Here is an 18,754-nt window from a genome sequence, read left to right as displayed (position 1 = left end):
GATGACTTCACAGCACACCACCACCCCTGCCGCCGACTGGTGGCGCCACGCGGTGATCTACCAGGTCTACCCGCGCAGCTTCGCCGACGGCAACGGCGACGGCATGGGGGACCTGCCGGGCATCCGCAGCCGGCTGCCGTACCTGCGCGACCTGGGCGTGGACGCCGTCTGGCTCAGCCCCTTCTACGCCTCCCCGCAGGCCGACGCCGGCTACGACGTCGCCGACTACCGCACCATCGACCCGATGTTCGGCACCCTGGCCGACGCCGAGGCCGTCATCCGGGACGCCCACGCCCTGGACCTGCGCATCATCGTCGACCTCGTCCCCAACCACTGCTCCGACCAGCACGAATGGTTCCGCCGCGGACTGGCGGAGGGCCCGGGCTCGGTCCTGCGCGAGCGCTTCCACTTCCGCAAGGGACGCGGCGAGAACGGCGAGGAGCCGCCCAACGACTGGGAGTCCCTGTTCGGCGGCCCGGCCTGGACCCGGGTCGCCGACGGTGAGTGGTACCTCCACCTCTTCGCCCCCGAACAGCCCGACTTCAACTGGGACCACCCCGCCGTCCAGGACGAGTTCCGCTCCATCCTGCGCTTCTGGCTGGACCTGGGGGTGGACGGCTTCCGGGTCGACGTGGCCCACGGCCTGGTCAAGGCCCCGGGACTGCCCGACATGGGCCACGGCGGACAGCTGAAACTGCTGGGCAACCAGGTCCTGCCGTTCTTTGACCAGGACGGCGTCCACGACATCTACCGCTCCTGGCGCACCGTCCTCGACGAGTACTCCGGCGAACGGATCGCGGTCGCCGAGGCCTGGACCCCCACCGCCGACCGCACCGCCCTCTACCTCCGACCCGACGAACTCCACCAGGCCTTCAACTTCCATTACTTGAACGCGGAATGGGACGCGGCCGCCCTCCGCGAGGCGATCGACTCCTCCCTCGACGCCATGCGCCCGGTGGCGGCCCCCACCACCTGGGTGCTGTCCAACCACGACGTCGTCCGCCACACCACCCGCCTCGGCGGCAGCCTCGCCCGCGCCCGCGCCGCCACCCTCCTGATGCTGGCACTGCCCGGCTCCGCCTACCTCTACCAAGGCGAGGAACTGGGCCTGCCCGAGGTCACCGACCTGCCCGACGACGTCCGCCAGGACCCCTCCTTCTTCCGGGCCACCGGCCAGGACGGCCTGCGCGACGGCTGCCGGGTCCCGCTCCCGTGGAGCGGTGACGCGGCCCCCTACGGCTTCGGCGACGGCGGCAGCTGGCTGCCCCAGCCCGCCGACTGGGCACCGCTCACCGTCGCGGCCCAGACCGGCGACCCCGCCTCCACCCTGGAGCTCTACCGCACCGCCCTGACCCTGCGCCGCGCCCACCCCGGCCTCGGTGCGGGCGACGCGGTCGAGTGGCTGGACGCCCCCGACGGCGTCCTGGCCTTCCGCCGCCCCGGCGGCCTGGTCTGCACGGTCAACACCACCGAGGCCCCGGCCCGTCTGCCGGCCCCGGGGCGGCTGCTGCTCTCCTCCCGCCCACTGGACACGTCCGAGGGGGACGCCGAACCGCACACGCCCGAGGGGGCTTTCGAACTGCCCGCCGACACCGCCGCCTGGTGGGAGGAATGACCCTGCCCGACACCCACGCCACCCCCCGGCTGTCCGACATCGCCGCCCAGGCGCAGGTCAGCGAGGCCACCGTCAGCCGGGTCCTGAACGGCAAGGCGGGCGTGGCGGCGGGCACCCGGCGGCGGGTGCTCGCCGCGCTCGACGTCCTCGGCTACGAGCGCCCCGTACGGCTGCGGCGGCGCAGCGCCGGGTTGGTCGGCCTGGTCATCCCCGAACTGACCAACCCGATCTTCCCCGCCTTCGCCCAGATCATCGAACAGTCGCTGGCGGGCCACGGCTACACCCCGGTGCTGTGCACCCAGATGCCGGGCGGAGCCACCGAGGACGAACTCGTCGAGCAACTGGAGGAACGTGACGTCACCGGCATCGTCTTCCTCTCCGGACTGCACGCCGACACCCGCGCCGACCCGTCCCGCTACGCCCGGCTGGCCGCACGCGGCGTCCCGTTCGTCCTCATCAACGGCTACCAGGACCACATCGACGCGCCGTTCGTCTCACCTGACGACGGCGCGGCGGCCCGGATGGCCGTGCGCCACCTGGCCGAGCTGGGGCACGAGCGGATCGGGCTGGCCGTCGGCCCGGCCCGCTATGTGCCTTCCCGCCGCAAGGCCGAGGGCTTCGCGGCGGCGCTGGGCGAGTCGTTCGGCCTGTCGAGGGGGCAGGCCGAACGGCGCGTCCAGCACACCCTGTTCAGCGTGGAGGGCGGACATGCGGCCGCCGCCACGCTGCTCGACGACGGCTGTACCGGCATCGTCTGCGGCAGCGACCTGATGGCACTCGGCGTCGTCCGCGCGGCCCGCCAGCGCGGCCTGGCCGTCCCGGCCGACCTCTCGGTCGTCGGCTTCGACGACTCCCAGCTCATCGCCTTCACCGACCCGCCGCTGACCACCGTGCGCCAGCCGGTCCAGGCGATGGCGACGGCAGCGGTAGGCGCCCTGATCGAGGAGATCCACGAACGGGCGGCGGGCCGCCGGGAACCACCCCGCCGCACCGAGTTCGTCTTCCAGCCGGAGCTGGTGGTGCGAGGGTCCACGGGGGCGGTGCGGAGGTGAGGGCCGGAGCACTCCGTCAGTGTCGGCCGATCTGCTGGTCGGCCTGGTAGATCGTCTCCCACGACACCTGCTGCCAGGGGCTTTCACCGTTCGCGGGATCCAGCAGGCTCCGAACCGCGCTGACGGTCTCCTCCTGCGATCCGGACCATTCGCTGCCCGCCGAGCGCATCCACAGCTCCCGCCCGGCCACGAAGTCGTCGGCGAACTGCTGCCAGGACCGATAGGTCTGGGCCACGGGCGCCACGGCACTGCCCAGCAACTGCCAGGCACCCGGCTCGTCGACGTACCCGGCGGCGAAGCCCGCGCGGACGATCCAGACGTAGCGGCCGAAGTCCCACGCCACCGGCGGGCGCCCGAGCGCCGGGGCCATCTGCATCCGATGGCCCTCGGCGGCCAGCCACTGCAGGGTCGAGTGGAAACTCTCGGGCGAGGTGACGCCCCAGCTGGACTTCAGGCTCACACGGGATTGCATGGGGTTGATCCGCTTCAACGGATAGAGCGCCAGATGGCGATGGCCCCAACTGCGCTCCGCGAGGATCGCGTCGAGCGAGACGATCCACTTTTGATGGCCGGTCAGGGCGGCGGGGTAGCGCTTGTGTGCCGGTCGTCCGATGGCCATCTTCACCAGCGTGACCGCAAGAATCCATATCCTCATGACCACCCATCCTCACAGGCGCCGCCCCCGGGACCACGAGGGGACCGACGGACGGTGCTGTACGAGGGGGCGGTCAGGCGCCGTGAGCGGCGTACGCCACGAACCGATCCCAGGCCGGGGCGGGCACGGCGAGCTGCGGTCCGGCCTTGTCCTTGGAGTCGCGGATGTGGACGGTGGTGGGGCAGGCGGCGATCTCGACGCAGTCGTCGCCGGCATCGCCGCTGTAGCTGGACTTGCGCCAGGAGACAGCGACTTCCACGCAGCTGTCGCCGGCATCGCCGCTGTAGCTGGACTTGTACCAGGAGAGGGCGACCTCCACGCAGCTGTCGCCGTCGCTGCCGCTGTAGCTGCTCTTGAACCAGGCAAGTTCGGTGGTGGTGTTCATAGCACTCCTCGCATCTGCATCAGCAGGCTCCGGGAGTCTTCGGGCGTGAGGGCCTGCGAACGCAGTTTCGCATAGCGCATGTGCAGTGTGCTGATGGTCTTCGCGTCAGAAATGAGCTGGCCGGTCTCCTGCCCCTCGCAGTAGCCGTACCACCGGTTGCTCGAAGTTTCCAACACCTGCATCGGGCCATTCATCCCGGCGTGAACTCCCCTCGCCAACGGCATGACTTGCAGCTCGACATTCCGGAGGCGCTGGGTGGTCTCCAGCACATGGTCAAGGAGCTCCCGGGCCACGTCCGCACCGCCGGTCCGGCGCAAGAAGACATGCTCGTCGACGATGAAGCTGAACGCCGTGTTCGGCCGGTCCCGCAGCAGTTTCTGCCGGTCCAGTCGGGCGGTCACTTTCGTCTCGGTCTCCTCGTCGGTCAGCAGCGGAATGCGGTGCTCGAACAACTCCCGCGCGTACGCCTCCGTCTGCAACAGCCCCGGAATCAACCGGCATTCGTACGTGTACAGGCTGATCGCCTGCTCCTCCAGCCGGGCCCACTGCCGGAACCACGCGGCTAATCCCGGCTGCCGGGCCAACTGCGTCGCCATCGCCCGCAGTACCCCGAAGGCGTCCAGCACCCGCTCGGCCCGCTCGATGAACTCCGGTGGCGGGAGCCTGCGCCCCTGCTCGATCGAGGCGATGGTCCCGGCGGAGAATCCCACCCGCCGCGCCAGTCCCTCCTGCGTCAGTTTCGCTCGCTTCCGGAACGCCTTGACCACGGCCCCGAAGGCCCTGAGGCTGTCGGTGGTTTCGGGTTCACTGTTGCCCGCTTTGCCGGCCATACCGGCCACCTCCCATGCGTCTGTCGTGCCCCACGCACAACGCGTCCATGGTTACGGTCCGTTATCACCGATGTCTACCCTTTGCACTCGTACGCTGACGCTGCGTACGAGCTCCGTAGGGGCGGAAACCCTGGCCACGGCTGCCGTGCGGGCGCCACCGTAGGGCGCATGTCAGTCCAAGCAACCTCCTGGGCACCCCAAGCCCCCGTTACCGTACGTGTGTTCGCGATGCGCTTCAGCGCGACCCGCCTCGGTGCCCGTCTCGCCCGCCGCCTCGCCGTGCACCGGCTCGATCAGTGGGGCTTCCCCTACGGCAGCGAGCTGTCCGATGCGGCCGCCGCGGTCGTCGCCGAACTCGCCGCGAACGCCGTGACACACGGCCGGGTCCACGGACGCGACTTCGAACTGCGCCTGGCGACTCTCTCCTGTGCCCACCCCGGCGCCGCCGCACGCCCCGCCACCCTCCGCATCGAGGTCGCCGACACCCGCACGGAGAAGCGCCCGCCGTCTCCCGACGCACTCACACTCCCGCCCCCGGACTGCGAAACGGGACGCGGCCTCCCGCTGGTGGCCGCGCTCGCCGACCGCTGGGAGGTCGTCGACCGGGTCCCGGTGGGCAAGGTGGTCCGCGCCGAACTGGACCTGTAGCGTCGCCCGGCTCCGTATGGACCCTGGGCTCTTCCTACCTCTGTCCGAAGAGTGACCGGTGCTTGACGGACCGTCAAGCGGCTGCTGGGCTGGTTGTTTCGCGTCAGCCAGTCGGAGGTTGCCCAGGTGTCCAGGTCGGATCTTCGCGCGTTATTCCGGTCGAACGATCGTGAGCTGAAAGCCGTTGATTACTTTGCCGACCGACGTGACGAGTGGGCCACGGTGGTGGACAGCCTCGTACGCCATACCCGACGGGTGCACGAGGCTGCGTTCGATGTCGAGGATCTGGAGACCCCGCGTCGCAATGTGCTCGCCTTCTACGGGGTCGGCGGCATCGGCAAGTCCACGCTGTCGCGTGGCATTGCCGAACACTTGGTGGACAGCGAACCACGCCACGCCGACTGGCCACCGCTGGACCCCCAGGTGGGGAGGGTGGCCCCGGTACGCATCGACCTGTCGCGTGACTCCGGCAGTGACTTCGAGTCCTTGATGCTTGCCCTGCGGCTCGCGGTGGTCGAGCTGGGGGAGCCGATGCCGGCCTTCGACCTTGCGTTCCAGCGTTACTGGGAGCGCAACCATCCCGGAGAGCCGCTTGAGGAGTATCTGCGGCGCCGCACTTGGTTCAGCCGGTTCCCGGGGACGCAGTCGCTGTCCGGGCAGATGCAGTCGGTGCTGTCGGACGTCGCGCAGGCGGCGTCCTTGCCCGGGACTGCGGGCGCGCTCGTCGGAAAGGGGCTCGGCTCGCTTGTCCGTGCGTTGCGGGACCGGCGCCACCAGGTCCGCTCGCTCGCCGAGTGCCGTCGTCTGGCCGACCTGCTGGAAGCCGAACCGGACGTGGAAGCACTCAGCTACTACTCGCATCTGCTCGCCTGGGACCTCAGCCGGGTCCCGGCCAAACGCCGGGCAACGCTCGTCGTCCTGCTGGACACGTTCGAGGATGTCGGGGACCGCGTGCACCGCGATCTGGAGCGGCTGATCCAGCGGGTGGCATGGCTGATGCCGAACGCCCTCTTCATCATCACCGGCCGAAACCGTCTGCAGTGGGACGATGCCGAGTTGGAGGGGCAACTGGACTGGGCGGGAGCGGACTTCTGGCCGCTGCTCGTCGGTGGTGCGGTGGAGGAACCGCGCCAGCACACCGTCGGGTACCTCTCCGCGGAGGACTGCGAGAGGTACCTCTGCGAGCGGCTGACCGTCGGCAGCCGGCCGCTGATGGACGACAGTGCACGACACCTGATCACCGCCAACTCGCACGGGCTGCCGCTGTACCTGGACCTCGCGGTGATGCGGTTCTTGGACATGTACCGCAAGAACGGGCACGCCCCGGTGGCGAGCGAATTCAATCTGGACTTCCCGGCGCTCGTGGCACGGACCTTCCGGGACCTCACACCGAGCGTGCGGCAGGTACTGAGAGCGGTGAGCCTGCTCGACTCGTTCTCTGTCGAGTTGGCCGCGGCCGGTGCCGGTCTCGATCACGACGCCCCCGCGCTGGAATTGGTCGAGCGCCCCTTCGTGGATCTGGATCCCGGCGCCCCTTGGCCCTACCGGCTGCACAATCTCGTGCGCGAGGCCATGCGGGAGGCGGATTCGACGAGCGAGGACCGGTGGAGCCCTGCGGACTGGCGACGGGCTGCTCAACGCACGGTCGATGCCTTGGAGCGGGAGGCGGACGGAGACCGAAGACGTCTGGTCGCCGCCCTGCGGCAGGGACTGACGCTCGCCCGCGACTACGGCCTGAAGCTCGGATGGCTGCAGGATGCGGCGTTCCGCTATGTCGACGACTTCGTGTGGGAGCCCATCGAACTGCCGGCCCCAGCCGCTCAAGCGAGCCACAACGCCCGGATCGGCAGCGCGGCGGAGGCCCTGGCCCTCGCGCTGTCCGCGATCGCACGGCGGCAGCGGCGTCACCGGAGCGAAACCGCCGAGCAATTGCGCGAGGTGCTGGCATCCGGGCGGTTGCCCGAGCCGCTTTTGGAACTGCCGCGCTACTTCCTGGCGGAGTGCGACCGTGATCTCGGGAACTTCTCCGCCTCACTGGAGGGGATGCGGCAGGTCGTCGATGCCGGGGGACGTCTTGCTCCCACTGCGGCCCGTGGCCTGGTACACCTCGCGCGCCGCGTGGGGCGGTTCCCCCAGGTGCATGCCGCGGCCGAGGCCCTTGGAGCGGAGGGCCGCCGGGACCGGGCGCTGGGTGACCTTTGGTGGACCCAGGGGAACATGGCGCTCGCCTGCTCCTCGTACGCGGTCAACCGGGACGAGGCGCTGCGGCTCGGCCAGCCGGGCGAGGCCGCGCTGTCACAGGCATGCCTGGCCTTCGCCGCCGCGTTCCGGGATCGCCCCCGAGCCCGGGAAGAGATCACGCGGGCACAGGACGCCTTGGGCACGGTGTCGATCCGGTGGGCGGAGCTTCAGACGAAGATCGCATCGCTCGTGCGGGACGCGGGTGTCAGTACCGACCTGCCGACCCGTGCCGAGGCAGTCGTCGAGGAGGCGCGTGCGGCGGGACTCACGTCGTCTGTCGCATACGTGCGCTTCGCGGTCTGCCTCCATGCCACGGTCCTGGGTGAGCCGGCCCCGCTCGAAGAGGCGCGCGAAAAACTGCACGGGTGTGTACGGGGCGAGGAGTTCGCCTACCTGGCCGAACTGTCGTACCTGATGGCGGGCGAAGAGCCGCCCACGGAACTGCCGCGCGCCGAGTGGGTGGACGAGCGGAGCCGCGTCCGGGCACGCTGGGCCGCGATTGTCGATGACCGGCGCCGAGAGGCCGCCGCACACAGAGGAGACTGAGCCGGGTGGCCACGTACACCAAGCTGGACCAGATCGACCTGCCTGCTGTGTCTGCGCGCTAGGGGCTGCAGGACCCGCAACTTCACCTCTGAAGGGCGGGGCAGCGAACTGCAGCCAGCTTCCACGTGTCCAGTCCATCCGGCGACTTCACGCTGACCATCCTCGACAACCACGACATCGCCAGCGCCCAGAGCCTCGCGATGTACACGCAGGCCGTGTGTCGGCTGGGGGTTCCGACGACCGAGGTTGTTCCCGCCCTCGACGGAGCGCTGATCACCACCTTCGACGACGGCCGCCCGGTCATCCTCAAGAAGTGGATCCAGGGAGAGGTACGCGATCCGCTTCCGGTTCCGTTGCTGCCCGAGGCAGGGCGCATCCTTGCGCAACTGCATGCCCTGACGCCGGAGTCGGAAGGGCTCGGTGATCTCCCCGTCGGGACGCGCCGCCTCTCGGCTGAGCAGTTGGACGTCATTCCGCAGTTCGCCGACCAGGAGTTTGCGGCATGGCTCGCGGCTCGCCTGAAGCAGGTACGCAGCGCCGAAGCCGACAGCGAACGTTCCCGGAAGGTCGCACACGGGGACCTCTTCGCCAACAACGTGATCGTGCGTGACGATGGGGCGCTGTCCGTACTGGACTGGGAAACGGTCTCGCTTGACGATCCCCTGCTGGATCTCGGCATGGCGGCGGTCGGACTGGCGGCGGAGGATGACGTCCTGGTGCCCGAACGGCTGAGTGCTCTGGTGACGGGATATCAGGCTCTTGCGCCCCTGTCAGAGGCGGATGCAGCCGCACTGCCTCTGGAGATCGAGCACGCGGCCTGCATTATCGCCTTCCATCGCTACTACCGGCACAACGTCCGGTTTCCCGACCCGAGCAGGAGCACCTACCACTTGAAGATGATCAAGTTCGTGGAATCCGTGGGTGCTGCGGCGCGGCCCAGCCCCTCGTAGCCGTCGGACGCCGAAGGCGGTCTCGGGCTGGTTCTCGTGGCCGCGCTCGCCGACCGCTGGGAGGTCGTCGACCGGGTCCCGCTCGGCAAGGTGGTCCGTGCCGAACTCGACCTGTAGAGGAGGATTCCCAGGGGATTGGTGGTGATAGGCGGTCAGTGCCCGCATCGCGGGGCTACAGTCCTCGGTGACCGACCGGTGACCGGTGGTGAGGCTCGGCGAAGGGGCGTGGAGTGATCGAGCTGGCCAGTGTGATCAGGGATCTGCGGGAGGAGTTGGAGCAGGCAGTCGTCGCGGCGGAGGGCGCGGCGCTGCGCTTCGAGCTGGGGACGATCGAGCTGGAGGTGTCGGTCGCTCTGGAGCGGACCGGGAATGCGGGGGCGAAGGTGCGCTTCTGGGTGGTGGAGTCCAATGCGAACGCGGCGCTGGGTGCCACCTCGACCCAGCGCATCACACTGGCCTTGCAGCCGGTCCTCACAGGATCGGGCGACCGGCCGCTGGTCTCCGGAATCGCTGGTTCGGACGAGCAATGAATCCCACCGCCGGCAGGGCGTCCGAGCCGGACGGGCTTGACTCACGGCGCGTGGTCCAGGTCCTCACCACACGGCGCGCGGGGGCGGGGCGGCGCGGGTCGGGCTACCGCGTGAGGGGGGATGCGGTGCTCACGGCCGCACATGTCGTGAGTGACGCGGAGTCGGTGCAACTGCGTTTTTTCACCGAGGACGGTGGCACGACGGAGTTGCCCGGCGAGCCGGTCTGGGCGGACTCCGCCTCGGATATCGCGGTGCTCAGGATTCCGGAGGACGCGTTCGTCGGCGGATTGCGCGCCGCCGAGGTCTCGCCGGTGCAGTTCGCCGGGATCAGGCGGCCCGTGGAGTGCGAAGCGTTGGGATTTCCCCGGTTCAGGCTGCGCCGCGATGCTGCGTCACCGGGCGGTGAGGGTCGCCCGTGGTACCGGGATTCTCATCATGCGTGCGGTCTGACCGCACCGTTGGGGTATCTGCGTGCGGGCAGCCTGGAGATCTCCGTGGCTCCTCCCGCGCAGGACCCCGAGCGGGGCCGTTCCCCTTGGGAAGGGATGTCGGGGGCCGCGGTGTGGAGCGGGGGGTATGTGATCGGGGTGGTCAGCGAGCATCACCCCTCCGACGGGCTCGGCGGGCTCGCGGCAAGCCAGGTGAAACGCTGGTACCACCGTCTCACTCCGGACCAGATCACCGAACTCCATGAGCTGATGGGCCTGCCGGTCGATGCCGGCCAACTCACCCCGCTCCCGCTCCCGTCGCACCTGCCGCCGCCGGGCACACCGGAACCGGACGACGCCCCCGAGGTGCAGAAGGCGGCGAGGAAACTCGCCCACGATGTGGAGGAGCAATGGCTTCGCGAGGGGCAGTGGCGGCGAGTTCGCGACCCGTTCCCGCTCGCCGTGCGCTTCAGGTGCACCGACCGGAACGTGTTCGACTACTGGGCCAATATCCGCGGGGCCCCGCCCGGGACGGACCCGGGGCCCCTTCCGCTGGAGGGCCGACTCGACCGGATCGTGGAGGTGTACGAGTCCCTTCCGTCCCGTCGGCTGGTCGTGCTGGGTGAGGCCGGTTCGGGCAAGACGATCCTGACCCTGCGCTTCGTCCTCGACCTGCTGGACGCCCGCGCCCCCGGCGACCGGGTACCGGTGGTCTTCGGCCTGGGGTCGTGGAATCCGGTCACCACCTCACTGGACGACTGGCTGTGCAGCCAACTGGTGCGCGACTACCCTTTCCTGGCCGCTCCCGCCGGGCACGGAGAGAACCTGGCCGGCCTCCTGCTCGACGAGAAGAAGATCCTTCCCGTTCTCGACGGTTTTGACGAGATCGCCGGCGACCTGCACGGCGCGGCACTCCGAGCGCTCAACTGCACCACCACGCCGCTGCTGCTCACCAGCCGCCCCGCGGAATACAGCCGGGCCGTGGAGGAAGACGGCGTGCTCACCGCAGCCGCCGTCATGGAGCTGGAGGGCCTCACCGTGGACGACTACGCCGACTACCTGCACTGGGCCGGCCGGCCGGTCAGAGACGGCGGCGAGGAAAGTACCGCGTGGAAGCCCGTCCTGGACCGGCTGCGGAAAGAACCGCGCAGCCCGGGCGCGGCGCAGGTCGCCGAGGTGTTCGCCACCCCGCTGATGGTCTCCCTGGCCCGCGCTGTCTATCGCGGTGCGACGAAGCACAAGCCCGCAGATCTGCTGGACACCGAGAAGTTCCCATCCCCCGAAGCGCTGCAGGACCATCTCCTGGCAGCCTTCCTCCCCGCCGTCTACGACCCCACACCGACCGGCCGCGGCACCCACCGTCGCCTTCGCTGGCGTCCCGAACGTGCCCAGCGCTGGCTCGGCCACCTCGCCGCGCACCTGCACGAGCTCGACACCCGCGACCTCGCCTGGTGGGAACTGGGCACCACCATGCGGCGTTCGTCGCGCATGCTCGCGGTCGGGTTCCTGGCCGCACTGGCCTTCGGGGTGACGACCGGAATCGGGAACCTGCCCGTGGACTTGGTCGCGACCGAGTACGGGACCGGGTTCGCGATCGTGCGGGGTCTCCTGGTAGGGCTCCTGCACGGGCTCGTCGTCGGGCTGGTCTTCGGGCTCGCCTACGGGTTCGTGTCCGGGGGCGCACCACGTGAGCCGTCGCGCGTACGCATACAGCTCTTCGGCGGGGCCCGGCAGACGCGTGCCTCATTCGTCCCCAGGTTCCTGCTGGGGCTCGGTGGTGGGCTCTCGGTCGCGCTGGTACTGGTGCTCGTGGACCGGTTCGTGGTCGCGTCGCTGGGGTTCGGCGACGGACTCGACGGCGGGCTCGTGGGCGCGTTCCTGTTCCCGCTCGAGGTCGGGCTCGGCGCCGGGCTGGTGCTCGGCATCATGTCCTGGCTGGAAACTCCCATGGAGCTCACCTCTGCGGTCAGCGCCGCGGACCTGTTGAGCGCGAACCGCAAGAACGTGGTCTTCCATATGCTCGTGTGGATGCTCGTGATGGGGTTCCCGGCCGGGATCGGCATCGGGCTCATGTCCGAGCCTGTCGGTGTGCTGATGCCCGGGCCTGTCCGCGGGCTCCTGGCCGGGCTTGCGTTCGGGATCGAGGCGGCGTTCGGGGGCGGGCTCGGGTACGGGCTGACCTTCACCGCTTGGGGCCAGTGGGTGGCCCTGGCGCGTATGTGGTCCCCGCTGACCGGCCGGCTGCCCTGGTCAGTGATCGCTTTCCTGGACGACGCTCACCGGCGAGGTGTGTTGCGCCAGGCCGGAGCGGTCTACCAATTCCGCCACGCTCGACTCCAAGACCATCTGACCCGCAACTTCCAGGCGCACCACGCCACTCGCCGGTCGGGCGCGCCCGGCAAGGCCGACCCGGAGCAGACCCGTCTCCGTCCGCGACCAGAACAGTGCCGTGATTCCGGTAACACCTGACCGTCGCGGACCGATGGGGCACACAACGGAACAACTCACGGGGGTGTCATATGACTGCACGGTGCAGGACGGAAAGGCCAAGGGTGCGCAGTGCCCTTGGGGTGGTGGCGGCATTAGGGGCTGCCATCGGAGTCGTGGGAGCTTCCGGAGCCGGAACCGCGGCCGCACAACCGGTACCGCGCTCGCTGAAGTACACCTGCCACGTTCCGGTGATCAACAAAGACCTGCCGTTCAGGGCGAAGATCGACGCGGATATCCCGGAGTCGGTCCCGGTCGGCGAATCCAGCCGGAAATTCGCCATCGGCGCGAGGACGACGGTGGATGCGGACTTCACCCCGAAGCTCCGTGTGCTCGGTGTGCGGACCGTTGAGGGCACGGTGGCCGCGAAGATCGGGGTGTCCGCGCCACGGGACAACAGGCGCGTCACGGTGCCCCTCGGCATCACCAAGACCAGCATCCCGGCATCCGGTTCCTTTGATGTCACGGCGACCGGCACCGCGCCCCCTCTCACGTTCCGCCGGCCGGGCCGTGCGCGGATCACCGTAGGCGACCTCGCCCTGCACGTCATCGCAAAGAAGGCGAGCGGCGACGTGTTGGGCGAGTCCACTGTGCGGTGCACGCCGGACAGCGGACACGCCGAGGTCGTGGGGTCGTTCGAGATCACCAGGAAAGGGACGAGGGCAGGGGCAGGGGCCGGGGCAGGAGCGGGGGCGGGGGCAGGGACGGGGACGGGGACGGGGACGACGACCGGATCGGCCACGTCCGGCACCTCGGATACGCACGCCAAGGGCTCAACGGCCGCAGGCGCCGCCGGGCCCGAGGGGACTTCCGCCGCCGGGAGGCCGGCTCAGGCGAGAGACGCGGCCCGCGGGTCGGCGACGGGCGCCGTCGCCACCGCTGACCAGAACACCAGGGGCCTGATCCTGCCGGTCGTGGGCACTCTCCTCGCGGGCGCCGTCGCCTTCGGCTCATGGCTGAAGCACCGTCGCCGCGCCGCCGACCGGGGCTGAGACCTGTCACCTGTCACCCGTCACGCGTCACCACCGTGCTCGTGGTGGCCCCGCACCGGCCGCGACGGTCCGCCAAGTCCGCGACCGTCTCGTAGCTGCCGGCCTCGCGACGACGAGGAGAGCGGTCGCCGTCAGGTCGACACCGCCTCCGGCCGTGTCGACCTGGCCACCTCGCCCATGATCTCTGCAGGGGGCCGCTGCCCGTAGTGCCCCGTGCGCCGTAGCGCCCTGTGCGCCGTGACGCCCGCAGACCGCTGCGGTGCGCACACTCTCCATCGGCGCCGCTCCGGTCGGCCGGGCGCGTGGGCCCGCGTCAGGGCGGGCCTCCGGTCGCCCGGAGCGGCTCCTGCGGGAACGTAGCACCCTTGCAATGTCTTGCGTAAGGTCTTGCAGTGGGGAATCGGCACGGATAGAACCATGACCCATGTCCTCCACCCCACGCCGGTTCCCCGCCGCGCGTCGCCCCCGCCGGCGCCTGGCCGCCGCCCTCGCCGTTGTCCTCGGCGCAGCGGCCCTGTTCGTCTCGTCCCCGCCACGCCCTGCGCAGGCGGCCGGTCCGGAATCCGGACCGGCCGACGCCGGGGCCCAGTGGATCGACCGCGACACCGTCATCTGGAAGGGCGCGGAACACACCGCCTCCCAACTGGAGTTCGGGGCGCACGGCAAGCGGATACGGCTCAGGCCCGGCACCCTCAGCCCGTCCGAACGGCTCGCCTATCCGCATCTGACGGGCTACCCGGCTTTCACCGTCGACCCCCGCGACCGCCACCTCGCCCGTACCGCCCTGCGCGGCGAACTGCTCGCCACCCAGCGCACGGCCGACGGGGGGCGAGCCACCACCGGCGTCCAGATACCCGGCGTCCTGGACGACCTCTACGGCGCCCGCGCCCGGCACGCCGCGCTCGGCCCGGTCTTCCGCCACGGCCGTCCCGCCCTCTCCGTCTGGGCGCCCACCGCCCGCACGGTCGCCCTCGAACTCGACGGCCGTACCGTCCCGATGCGGCGCGACGACGCCACCGGCATCTGGCGCGCCACGGGCACCCGCGACTGGACCGGAAAGCCGTACCGCTACCTCGTCACGGTCTGGGCGCCCACCGTCGGCAAGACCGTCACCAACAAGGTCACCGACCCCTACTCCACCGCGCTGACCGCCGACTCGGCCCGCAGCGTGGTCACCGACCTCGACGACCCGGAACTCGCCCCGCCCGGCTGGTCGGGGCTGACGAAGCCCGCCGCGGTACCGCTGCGCCGTGCCCGCATCCAGGAACTGCAGATCCGCGACTTCTCCGTCGAGGACCGCACCTCCCGCCACCCGGGTCAGTACCTCGCCTTCACCGACCGCCGCTCGGACGGCATGCGGCACCTCGCCGCCCTCGCCCGGTCCGGCACCTCCTACGTCCACCTGCTGCCGGCCTTCGACTTCGCCACCACGCCCGAGCTGCCCGCCGACCAGGCCCGCCCCGGCTGCGACCTGGCCTCGTACGCCCCCGACTCCGACCGCCAGCAGGACTGCATCGGCAAGACGGCCGGCCGCGACGCCTACAACTGGGGCTACGACCCGCTCCACTACACCGTCCCGGAAGGGTCCTACGCCTCCGACCCGGGCGGCCCGGCCCGCACCGTCGAGTTCCGCCGCATGGTCCAGGGCCTCAACGGCGCCGGACTGCGCACCGTCATGGACGTCGTCTACAACCACACCGCAGCGAGCGGCCAGGACGCGCACTCCGTCCTGGACCGGATCGTCCCCGGCTACTACCAGCGGCTCATGGACGACGGCAGCGTCGCCACCTCCACCTGCTGCTCGGGCACCGCTCCCGAACACACCATGATGGGCAAGCTCGTCGTCGACTCCGTCGTCACCTGGGCCAAGGAGTACAAGGTCGACGGCTTCCGCTTCGACCTCATGGGGCACCACCCCAAGGCCAACATCCTGGCCGTCAGAAAGGCCCTCGACGCGCTGACTCCCGAGAAGGATGGCGTCGACGGCAAGAGGATCGTCCTCTACGGCGAGGGCTGGAATTTCGGCGAGGCCGCGAACGACGCCCGCTTCGTCCAGGCCACCCAGCGGAACATGGCCGGCACCGGCATCGCGACCTTCAGCGACCGGGCCCGGGACGCGGTCCGCGGCGGCAGCCCGTTCGACGGCGACCCCCGCGTCCAGGGCTTCGCCTCGGGCCTCTATACCGACCCCAATTCATCGAAGGAGAACGGGAGTCCGGCCGAGCAGCGCGCCCGGCTCCTCCACTACCAGGACCTCATCAAGGTCGGGCTCACCGGCAACCTCGCCGACTACACCTTCACCGACAGCACCGGCCACCGCGTCAAGGGCTCCCGGATCGACTACAACGGCGCCCCGGCCGGCTACGCCGCCGCCCCCGGCGACGCCCTCGCCTACGCCGACGCCCACGACAACGAAACCCTCTACGACGCCCTCGCCTACAAACTCCCGCCGCGCACCGGCGCCGCCGACCGCTCCCGTATGCAGGTGCTCGCCCTCGCCACCGCCGCCCTCTCGCAGGGCCCGGCGCTCTCCCAGGCCGGCTCCGACCTCCTCCGTTCCAAGTCCCTGGACCGCAACTCCTTCGACAGCGGCGACTGGTTCAACGCCCTGCACTGGAACTGCGCCGACGGCAACGGCTTCGGCCGCGGACTGCCGCCGGCCGCCGACAACAAGGACAAGTGGCCCTACGCCCGGCCGCTCCTGGCCGACCCCGCGCTCCGCCCCGGCTGCGCCGCGGTCCACCAGGCCTCCGCCGCCTACCGCGACCTGCTGCGCATCCACGCCACGGAACCGGCCTTCGGCCTTGCGACCACCGCCCGGGTCCAGTCGGCGCTGTCCTTCCCGCTCTCCGGGAAGGACGAGACCCCCGGCGTGATCACCATGCGGCTCGCCCACCTCGTCATCGTTTTCAACGCCACCCCGCACCGCCAGGACCAGACCGTCCGCGCACTCGCGGGCGACCGCTATGCGCTGCATCCCGTGCAGGCCCGTGGCGCGGACCGGATCACCGCCGCTGGTGCGTCGTACGCGCGGACGTCGGGGACCTTCACCGTGCCGGCCCGCACGGTGGCGGTGTTCCGGCGCGGGTGAGGGGGCCGTTCGCTGCGCTTTGCCTCGGCACGTTTTCGGCTGGCCCGCCGTGGGGGTTTCTCTTGTTTCGCCTGCGGCGGGCCGGTCCGCTGCGCGGGGCTGTGGGTGCGGTGACGGGCCTGCGGGGCCGGTGTGTGGGACTGCTTCGCTTTACGTCCCACACACCGGCCCCTCCGGCCCGTCCCCTCCCGTGGGTGGAGTAAGTGAAGGTGGGTGGGGGCGGGCCGCTGGCGTGGGCGTTTCCCAGTGTGGTGTGCCCTTGGGCGGCGACGAAGGGTCAACGGGCGTCGGCAGCGCCGGGCTTACGGTCCGTGGGGTGCTGCTCGCCGTCGGCCGGCGGCGCGTCGACGTCCATGACCGGGCGCAGCGCTCCCAGCAGGGCGCCGACGCACATGTCGTGCAGTTCGGCGCGGCTGAACGCCTGGTGTGTCAGCCAGTCCACGCACAGGGTGCGGACGAACACCAGCCAGCTCATCAGTGCCGCCGACACCATCTGACGGGGGCCCTCGCCGAGCATCGTGGAGTCGAGCAGCCGCCGTCGTAGCTCGGACAGCTCGTCGGTGATGACGGCCTGGATCACCGGGTCGCCGGCGAGTACCCGGTTCGCCGCGAGGACGGTGTTCCGGTGCGCGATGAAGTAGTCGATGTGCGCATCGAGTCCGGCGGACAGCTGCTCGCGCACGGGGCGGGCCGGGTCGAGTTGCGTCCGGGCCAGCAGCCGGTCGGCGGCCTGTTGGTAGACCGCGGCGAACAGATCGCGCTTGTTCGGGAAGTAGCGGTAGAGCAGCGCACGGGAGATGCCGGCCCGTTCGGCGACCTCCTCCATGAACACCTCGTCGTACGGCTTCGCCGCGAAGAGCTGGGCGCCGAAGCCGAGCAGTTGGCTCCGGCGCTCGGCGGGATCGAGTCTGCGGCGCGTGGTCACACCCCTCAGGTTACTTGACACCTGTCTACTACCGCCGTACGTTCCCCGCTGGTAGACAGGCATCTACTAGCGGGGAAAGGTGGCCGCCTCATGGCCGGACTTCTCAAGTGGCTGGTGCTGGCAATGGGGGTCGCCTGCGCGGCGATCGGGGTCTTTCATTTCGCGCTCGGCATCGACTCGGTACCGGGCGAGGGCTCGGCCGGCGCGACCGTCGACAGCCGGGAGCGGTACTACGGAGCCGTCTTCCTCGGTTACGGCCTCGCCTGGATCTGGGCGGCACGGCAGTCGCCGGTCCCGTCCACGGCGGTGCGGTGGCTGGCCGGCATCTTCCTGCTCGGCGGCATCGGCAGGCTGCTGTCGATGGCGGTCCACGGAGCGCCGCAGAGCTTCCAGATCGTCCTGACGGTCCTCGAACTCGCCCTGCCGCCGCTGTACTTCTGGCTGTCGGACGCCGACGAGCGGGCGGCCGCGGCCCGGCCCCCGGTACGGCGGCGAGCCGACCCTGCGCGTCCATAGCCCTGTGACCGGAAATGGTCACGGGCCGGGCGGGCGGTTGGGCGGTTGACGCGGCGGGGGACGATGATGTGCGGATGTCCGCCGACTCCCGCGCCCATTCGTTCAACGCGGCCGCTGACCGGTACGCCGCCGGCCGGCCTTCGTATCCGCCCGCGCTCTTCGATTTCGTCGAACAGGTCATGCGCCGGCCCCTGGCGGGTGCCCGCGTGGCCGACGTCGGTGCGGGCACCGGAATCGCCACCGCTCTGCTGCGTGCGCGCGGGGCGGACGTGATCGGTGTGGAGCCGGGCGAGGCCATGGCTGCCCGGTTCCGCACCGGGCTCCCGGACGTAACGGTCGTGCGGGGTGACGGCAACGCCCTCCCGCTCGCGGACGCCTCCCACGACCTCGTCACCTATGCGCAGTCCTGGCAGTGGACCGACACCGCCCGCTCGGTCCCGGAGGCGCTGCGGGTCCTGCGTCCGGGCGGTGCGCTCGCGGTCTGGTGGAACACCACCGCCTTTGACGTGCCCTGGATCCGTGAACAGCACGAGCGGATCGCGCACCACTGCGGAGTGACGCCGCCTTCCCGGGCGCGTCCCGACGACGTCGACGCCATCCGGCTCGCGGGCCTGTCGAGGCTCCGGGTCGCGCGCCGCCAGGTCCGGTGGAGCCGCACAGTCCCGCTCGACACCCACCTTGCCAACATCACCAGCCGCTCGGCGTTCCTGGTCCTGGCCGAGGACGACAGGCAGGCCTTTCTCTGCGAGGAGCGCAGGCGGCTGCGCGAGATGTTCCCCGACGGCGCGGTGGAAGAGGCCTATGTGGTGGACCTGTTGGCGGCGACTCGTCCGTGACCTGCGCAGAGTCTGTCTGCAGGTGTC

General features: G+C 70.5%; 15 protein-coding genes. 11 read left to right on the top strand and 4 right to left on the bottom strand.

What is annotated here, in order from left to right; all coding sequences use genetic code 11:
• The first annotated feature begins 1 nt into the window (after nucleotide 1).
• A complete protein-coding gene (locus ABR737_RS14175) occupies nucleotides 2–1,615 on the top strand; it encodes a glycoside hydrolase family 13 protein (RefSeq protein ID WP_350250537.1) in 1,614 nt (537 codons plus the stop codon).
• Nucleotides 1,612–2,667 carry a LacI family DNA-binding transcriptional regulator gene (locus ABR737_RS14170; RefSeq protein WP_350250536.1) on the top strand — a complete coding sequence of 352 codons (1,056 nt, stop codon included), beginning with the start codon at nucleotides 1,612–1,614 and terminating at the stop codon, nucleotides 2,665–2,667. Before ABR737_RS14175 ends, ABR737_RS14170 begins: the two co-directional genes overlap by 4 nt.
• Nucleotides 2,668–2,683: 16 nt before the next feature.
• On the opposite strand, the gene ABR737_RS14165 is transcribed toward ABR737_RS14170, so the two are convergent.
• From ABR737_RS14165 to ABR737_RS14155, 3 genes are all read right to left on the bottom strand, one after another.
• Nucleotides 2,684–3,322: a DUF1266 domain-containing protein gene (locus ABR737_RS14165; protein ID WP_350250535.1), complete on the bottom strand. Its 639-nt coding sequence runs from the start codon at nucleotides 3,320–3,322 to the stop codon at nucleotides 2,684–2,686.
• Nucleotides 3,323–3,395: 73 nt separating this feature from the next.
• Complete coding sequence (locus ABR737_RS14160; protein WP_350250534.1) at nucleotides 3,396–3,707, bottom strand: DUF397 domain-containing protein; 312 nt, start codon at nucleotides 3,705–3,707, stop codon at nucleotides 3,396–3,398.
• Complete coding sequence (locus ABR737_RS14155) at nucleotides 3,704–4,537, bottom strand: helix-turn-helix domain-containing protein (protein ID WP_350250533.1); 834 nt, start codon at nucleotides 4,535–4,537, stop codon at nucleotides 3,704–3,706. Before ABR737_RS14155 ends, ABR737_RS14160 begins: the two co-directional genes overlap by 4 nt.
• Nucleotides 4,538–4,705: 168 nt before the next feature.
• On the opposite strand from ABR737_RS14155, the gene ABR737_RS14150 reads away from it, so the two are divergent.
• From ABR737_RS14150 to pulA, 7 genes are all read left to right on the top strand, one after another.
• A complete protein-coding gene (locus ABR737_RS14150) occupies nucleotides 4,706–5,185 on the top strand; it encodes an ATP-binding protein (RefSeq protein WP_350250532.1) in 480 nt (159 codons plus the stop codon).
• A gap of 255 nt (nucleotides 5,186–5,440) precedes the next feature.
• A complete protein-coding gene (locus tag ABR737_RS14145) occupies nucleotides 5,441–7,972 on the top strand; it encodes a winged helix-turn-helix domain-containing protein (RefSeq protein WP_350250531.1) in 2,532 nt (843 codons plus the stop codon).
• Nucleotides 7,973–8,097: 125 nt separating this feature from the next.
• Nucleotides 8,098–8,922, top strand: coding sequence for a phosphotransferase (locus ABR737_RS14140; RefSeq protein ID WP_350250530.1), 825 nt, complete (start codon nucleotides 8,098–8,100; stop codon nucleotides 8,920–8,922).
• A gap of 230 nt (nucleotides 8,923–9,152) precedes the next feature.
• On the top strand, nucleotides 9,153–9,452 hold the full coding sequence (locus tag ABR737_RS14130) for a trypco2 family protein (RefSeq protein WP_350250529.1): 300 nt from the start codon (nucleotides 9,153–9,155) through the stop codon (nucleotides 9,450–9,452).
• Complete coding sequence (locus ABR737_RS14125) at nucleotides 9,449–12,349, top strand: NACHT domain-containing protein (RefSeq protein ID WP_350250528.1); 2,901 nt, start codon at nucleotides 9,449–9,451, stop codon at nucleotides 12,347–12,349. The genes ABR737_RS14130 and ABR737_RS14125 overlap by 4 nt, the downstream gene beginning before the upstream one ends.
• Before the next feature lie 134 nt (nucleotides 12,350–12,483).
• Complete coding sequence (locus tag ABR737_RS14120) at nucleotides 12,484–13,359, top strand: DUF6801 domain-containing protein (RefSeq protein WP_350250527.1); 876 nt, start codon at nucleotides 12,484–12,486, stop codon at nucleotides 13,357–13,359.
• Between the two features lie 424 nt (nucleotides 13,360–13,783).
• Nucleotides 13,784–16,450 carry a pullulanase-type alpha-1,6-glucosidase gene (pulA, locus tag ABR737_RS14115; protein WP_350250526.1) on the top strand — a complete coding sequence of 889 codons (2,667 nt, stop codon included), beginning with the start codon at nucleotides 13,784–13,786 and terminating at the stop codon, nucleotides 16,448–16,450.
• Between the two features lie 277 nt (nucleotides 16,451–16,727).
• On the opposite strand, the gene ABR737_RS14110 is transcribed toward pulA, so the two are convergent.
• Nucleotides 16,728–17,375 carry a TetR/AcrR family transcriptional regulator gene (locus ABR737_RS14110; RefSeq protein ID WP_350250525.1) on the bottom strand — a complete coding sequence of 216 codons (648 nt, stop codon included), beginning with the start codon at nucleotides 17,373–17,375 and terminating at the stop codon, nucleotides 16,728–16,730.
• Nucleotides 17,376–17,465: 90 nt separating this feature from the next.
• Here ABR737_RS14110 and ABR737_RS14105 point away from each other — a divergent pair, with 90 nt between their 5' ends.
• Nucleotides 17,466–17,891 carry a DUF4345 domain-containing protein gene (locus ABR737_RS14105; RefSeq protein ID WP_350250524.1) on the top strand — a complete coding sequence of 142 codons (426 nt, stop codon included), beginning with the start codon at nucleotides 17,466–17,468 and terminating at the stop codon, nucleotides 17,889–17,891.
• A gap of 74 nt (nucleotides 17,892–17,965) precedes the next feature.
• On the top strand, nucleotides 17,966–18,727 hold the full coding sequence (locus ABR737_RS14100; RefSeq protein WP_350250523.1) for a class I SAM-dependent methyltransferase: 762 nt from the start codon (nucleotides 17,966–17,968) through the stop codon (nucleotides 18,725–18,727).
• Nucleotides 18,728–18,754 lie beyond the last annotated feature (27 nt).

Source organism: Streptomyces sp. Edi2 (genome assembly GCF_040253635.1).
Taxonomy (GTDB): domain Bacteria; phylum Actinomycetota; class Actinomycetes; order Streptomycetales; family Streptomycetaceae; genus Streptomyces.
The sequence above is the reverse complement of the archived record's forward strand: the minus strand, read 5'-3'. Positions and strand labels throughout refer to the sequence as shown.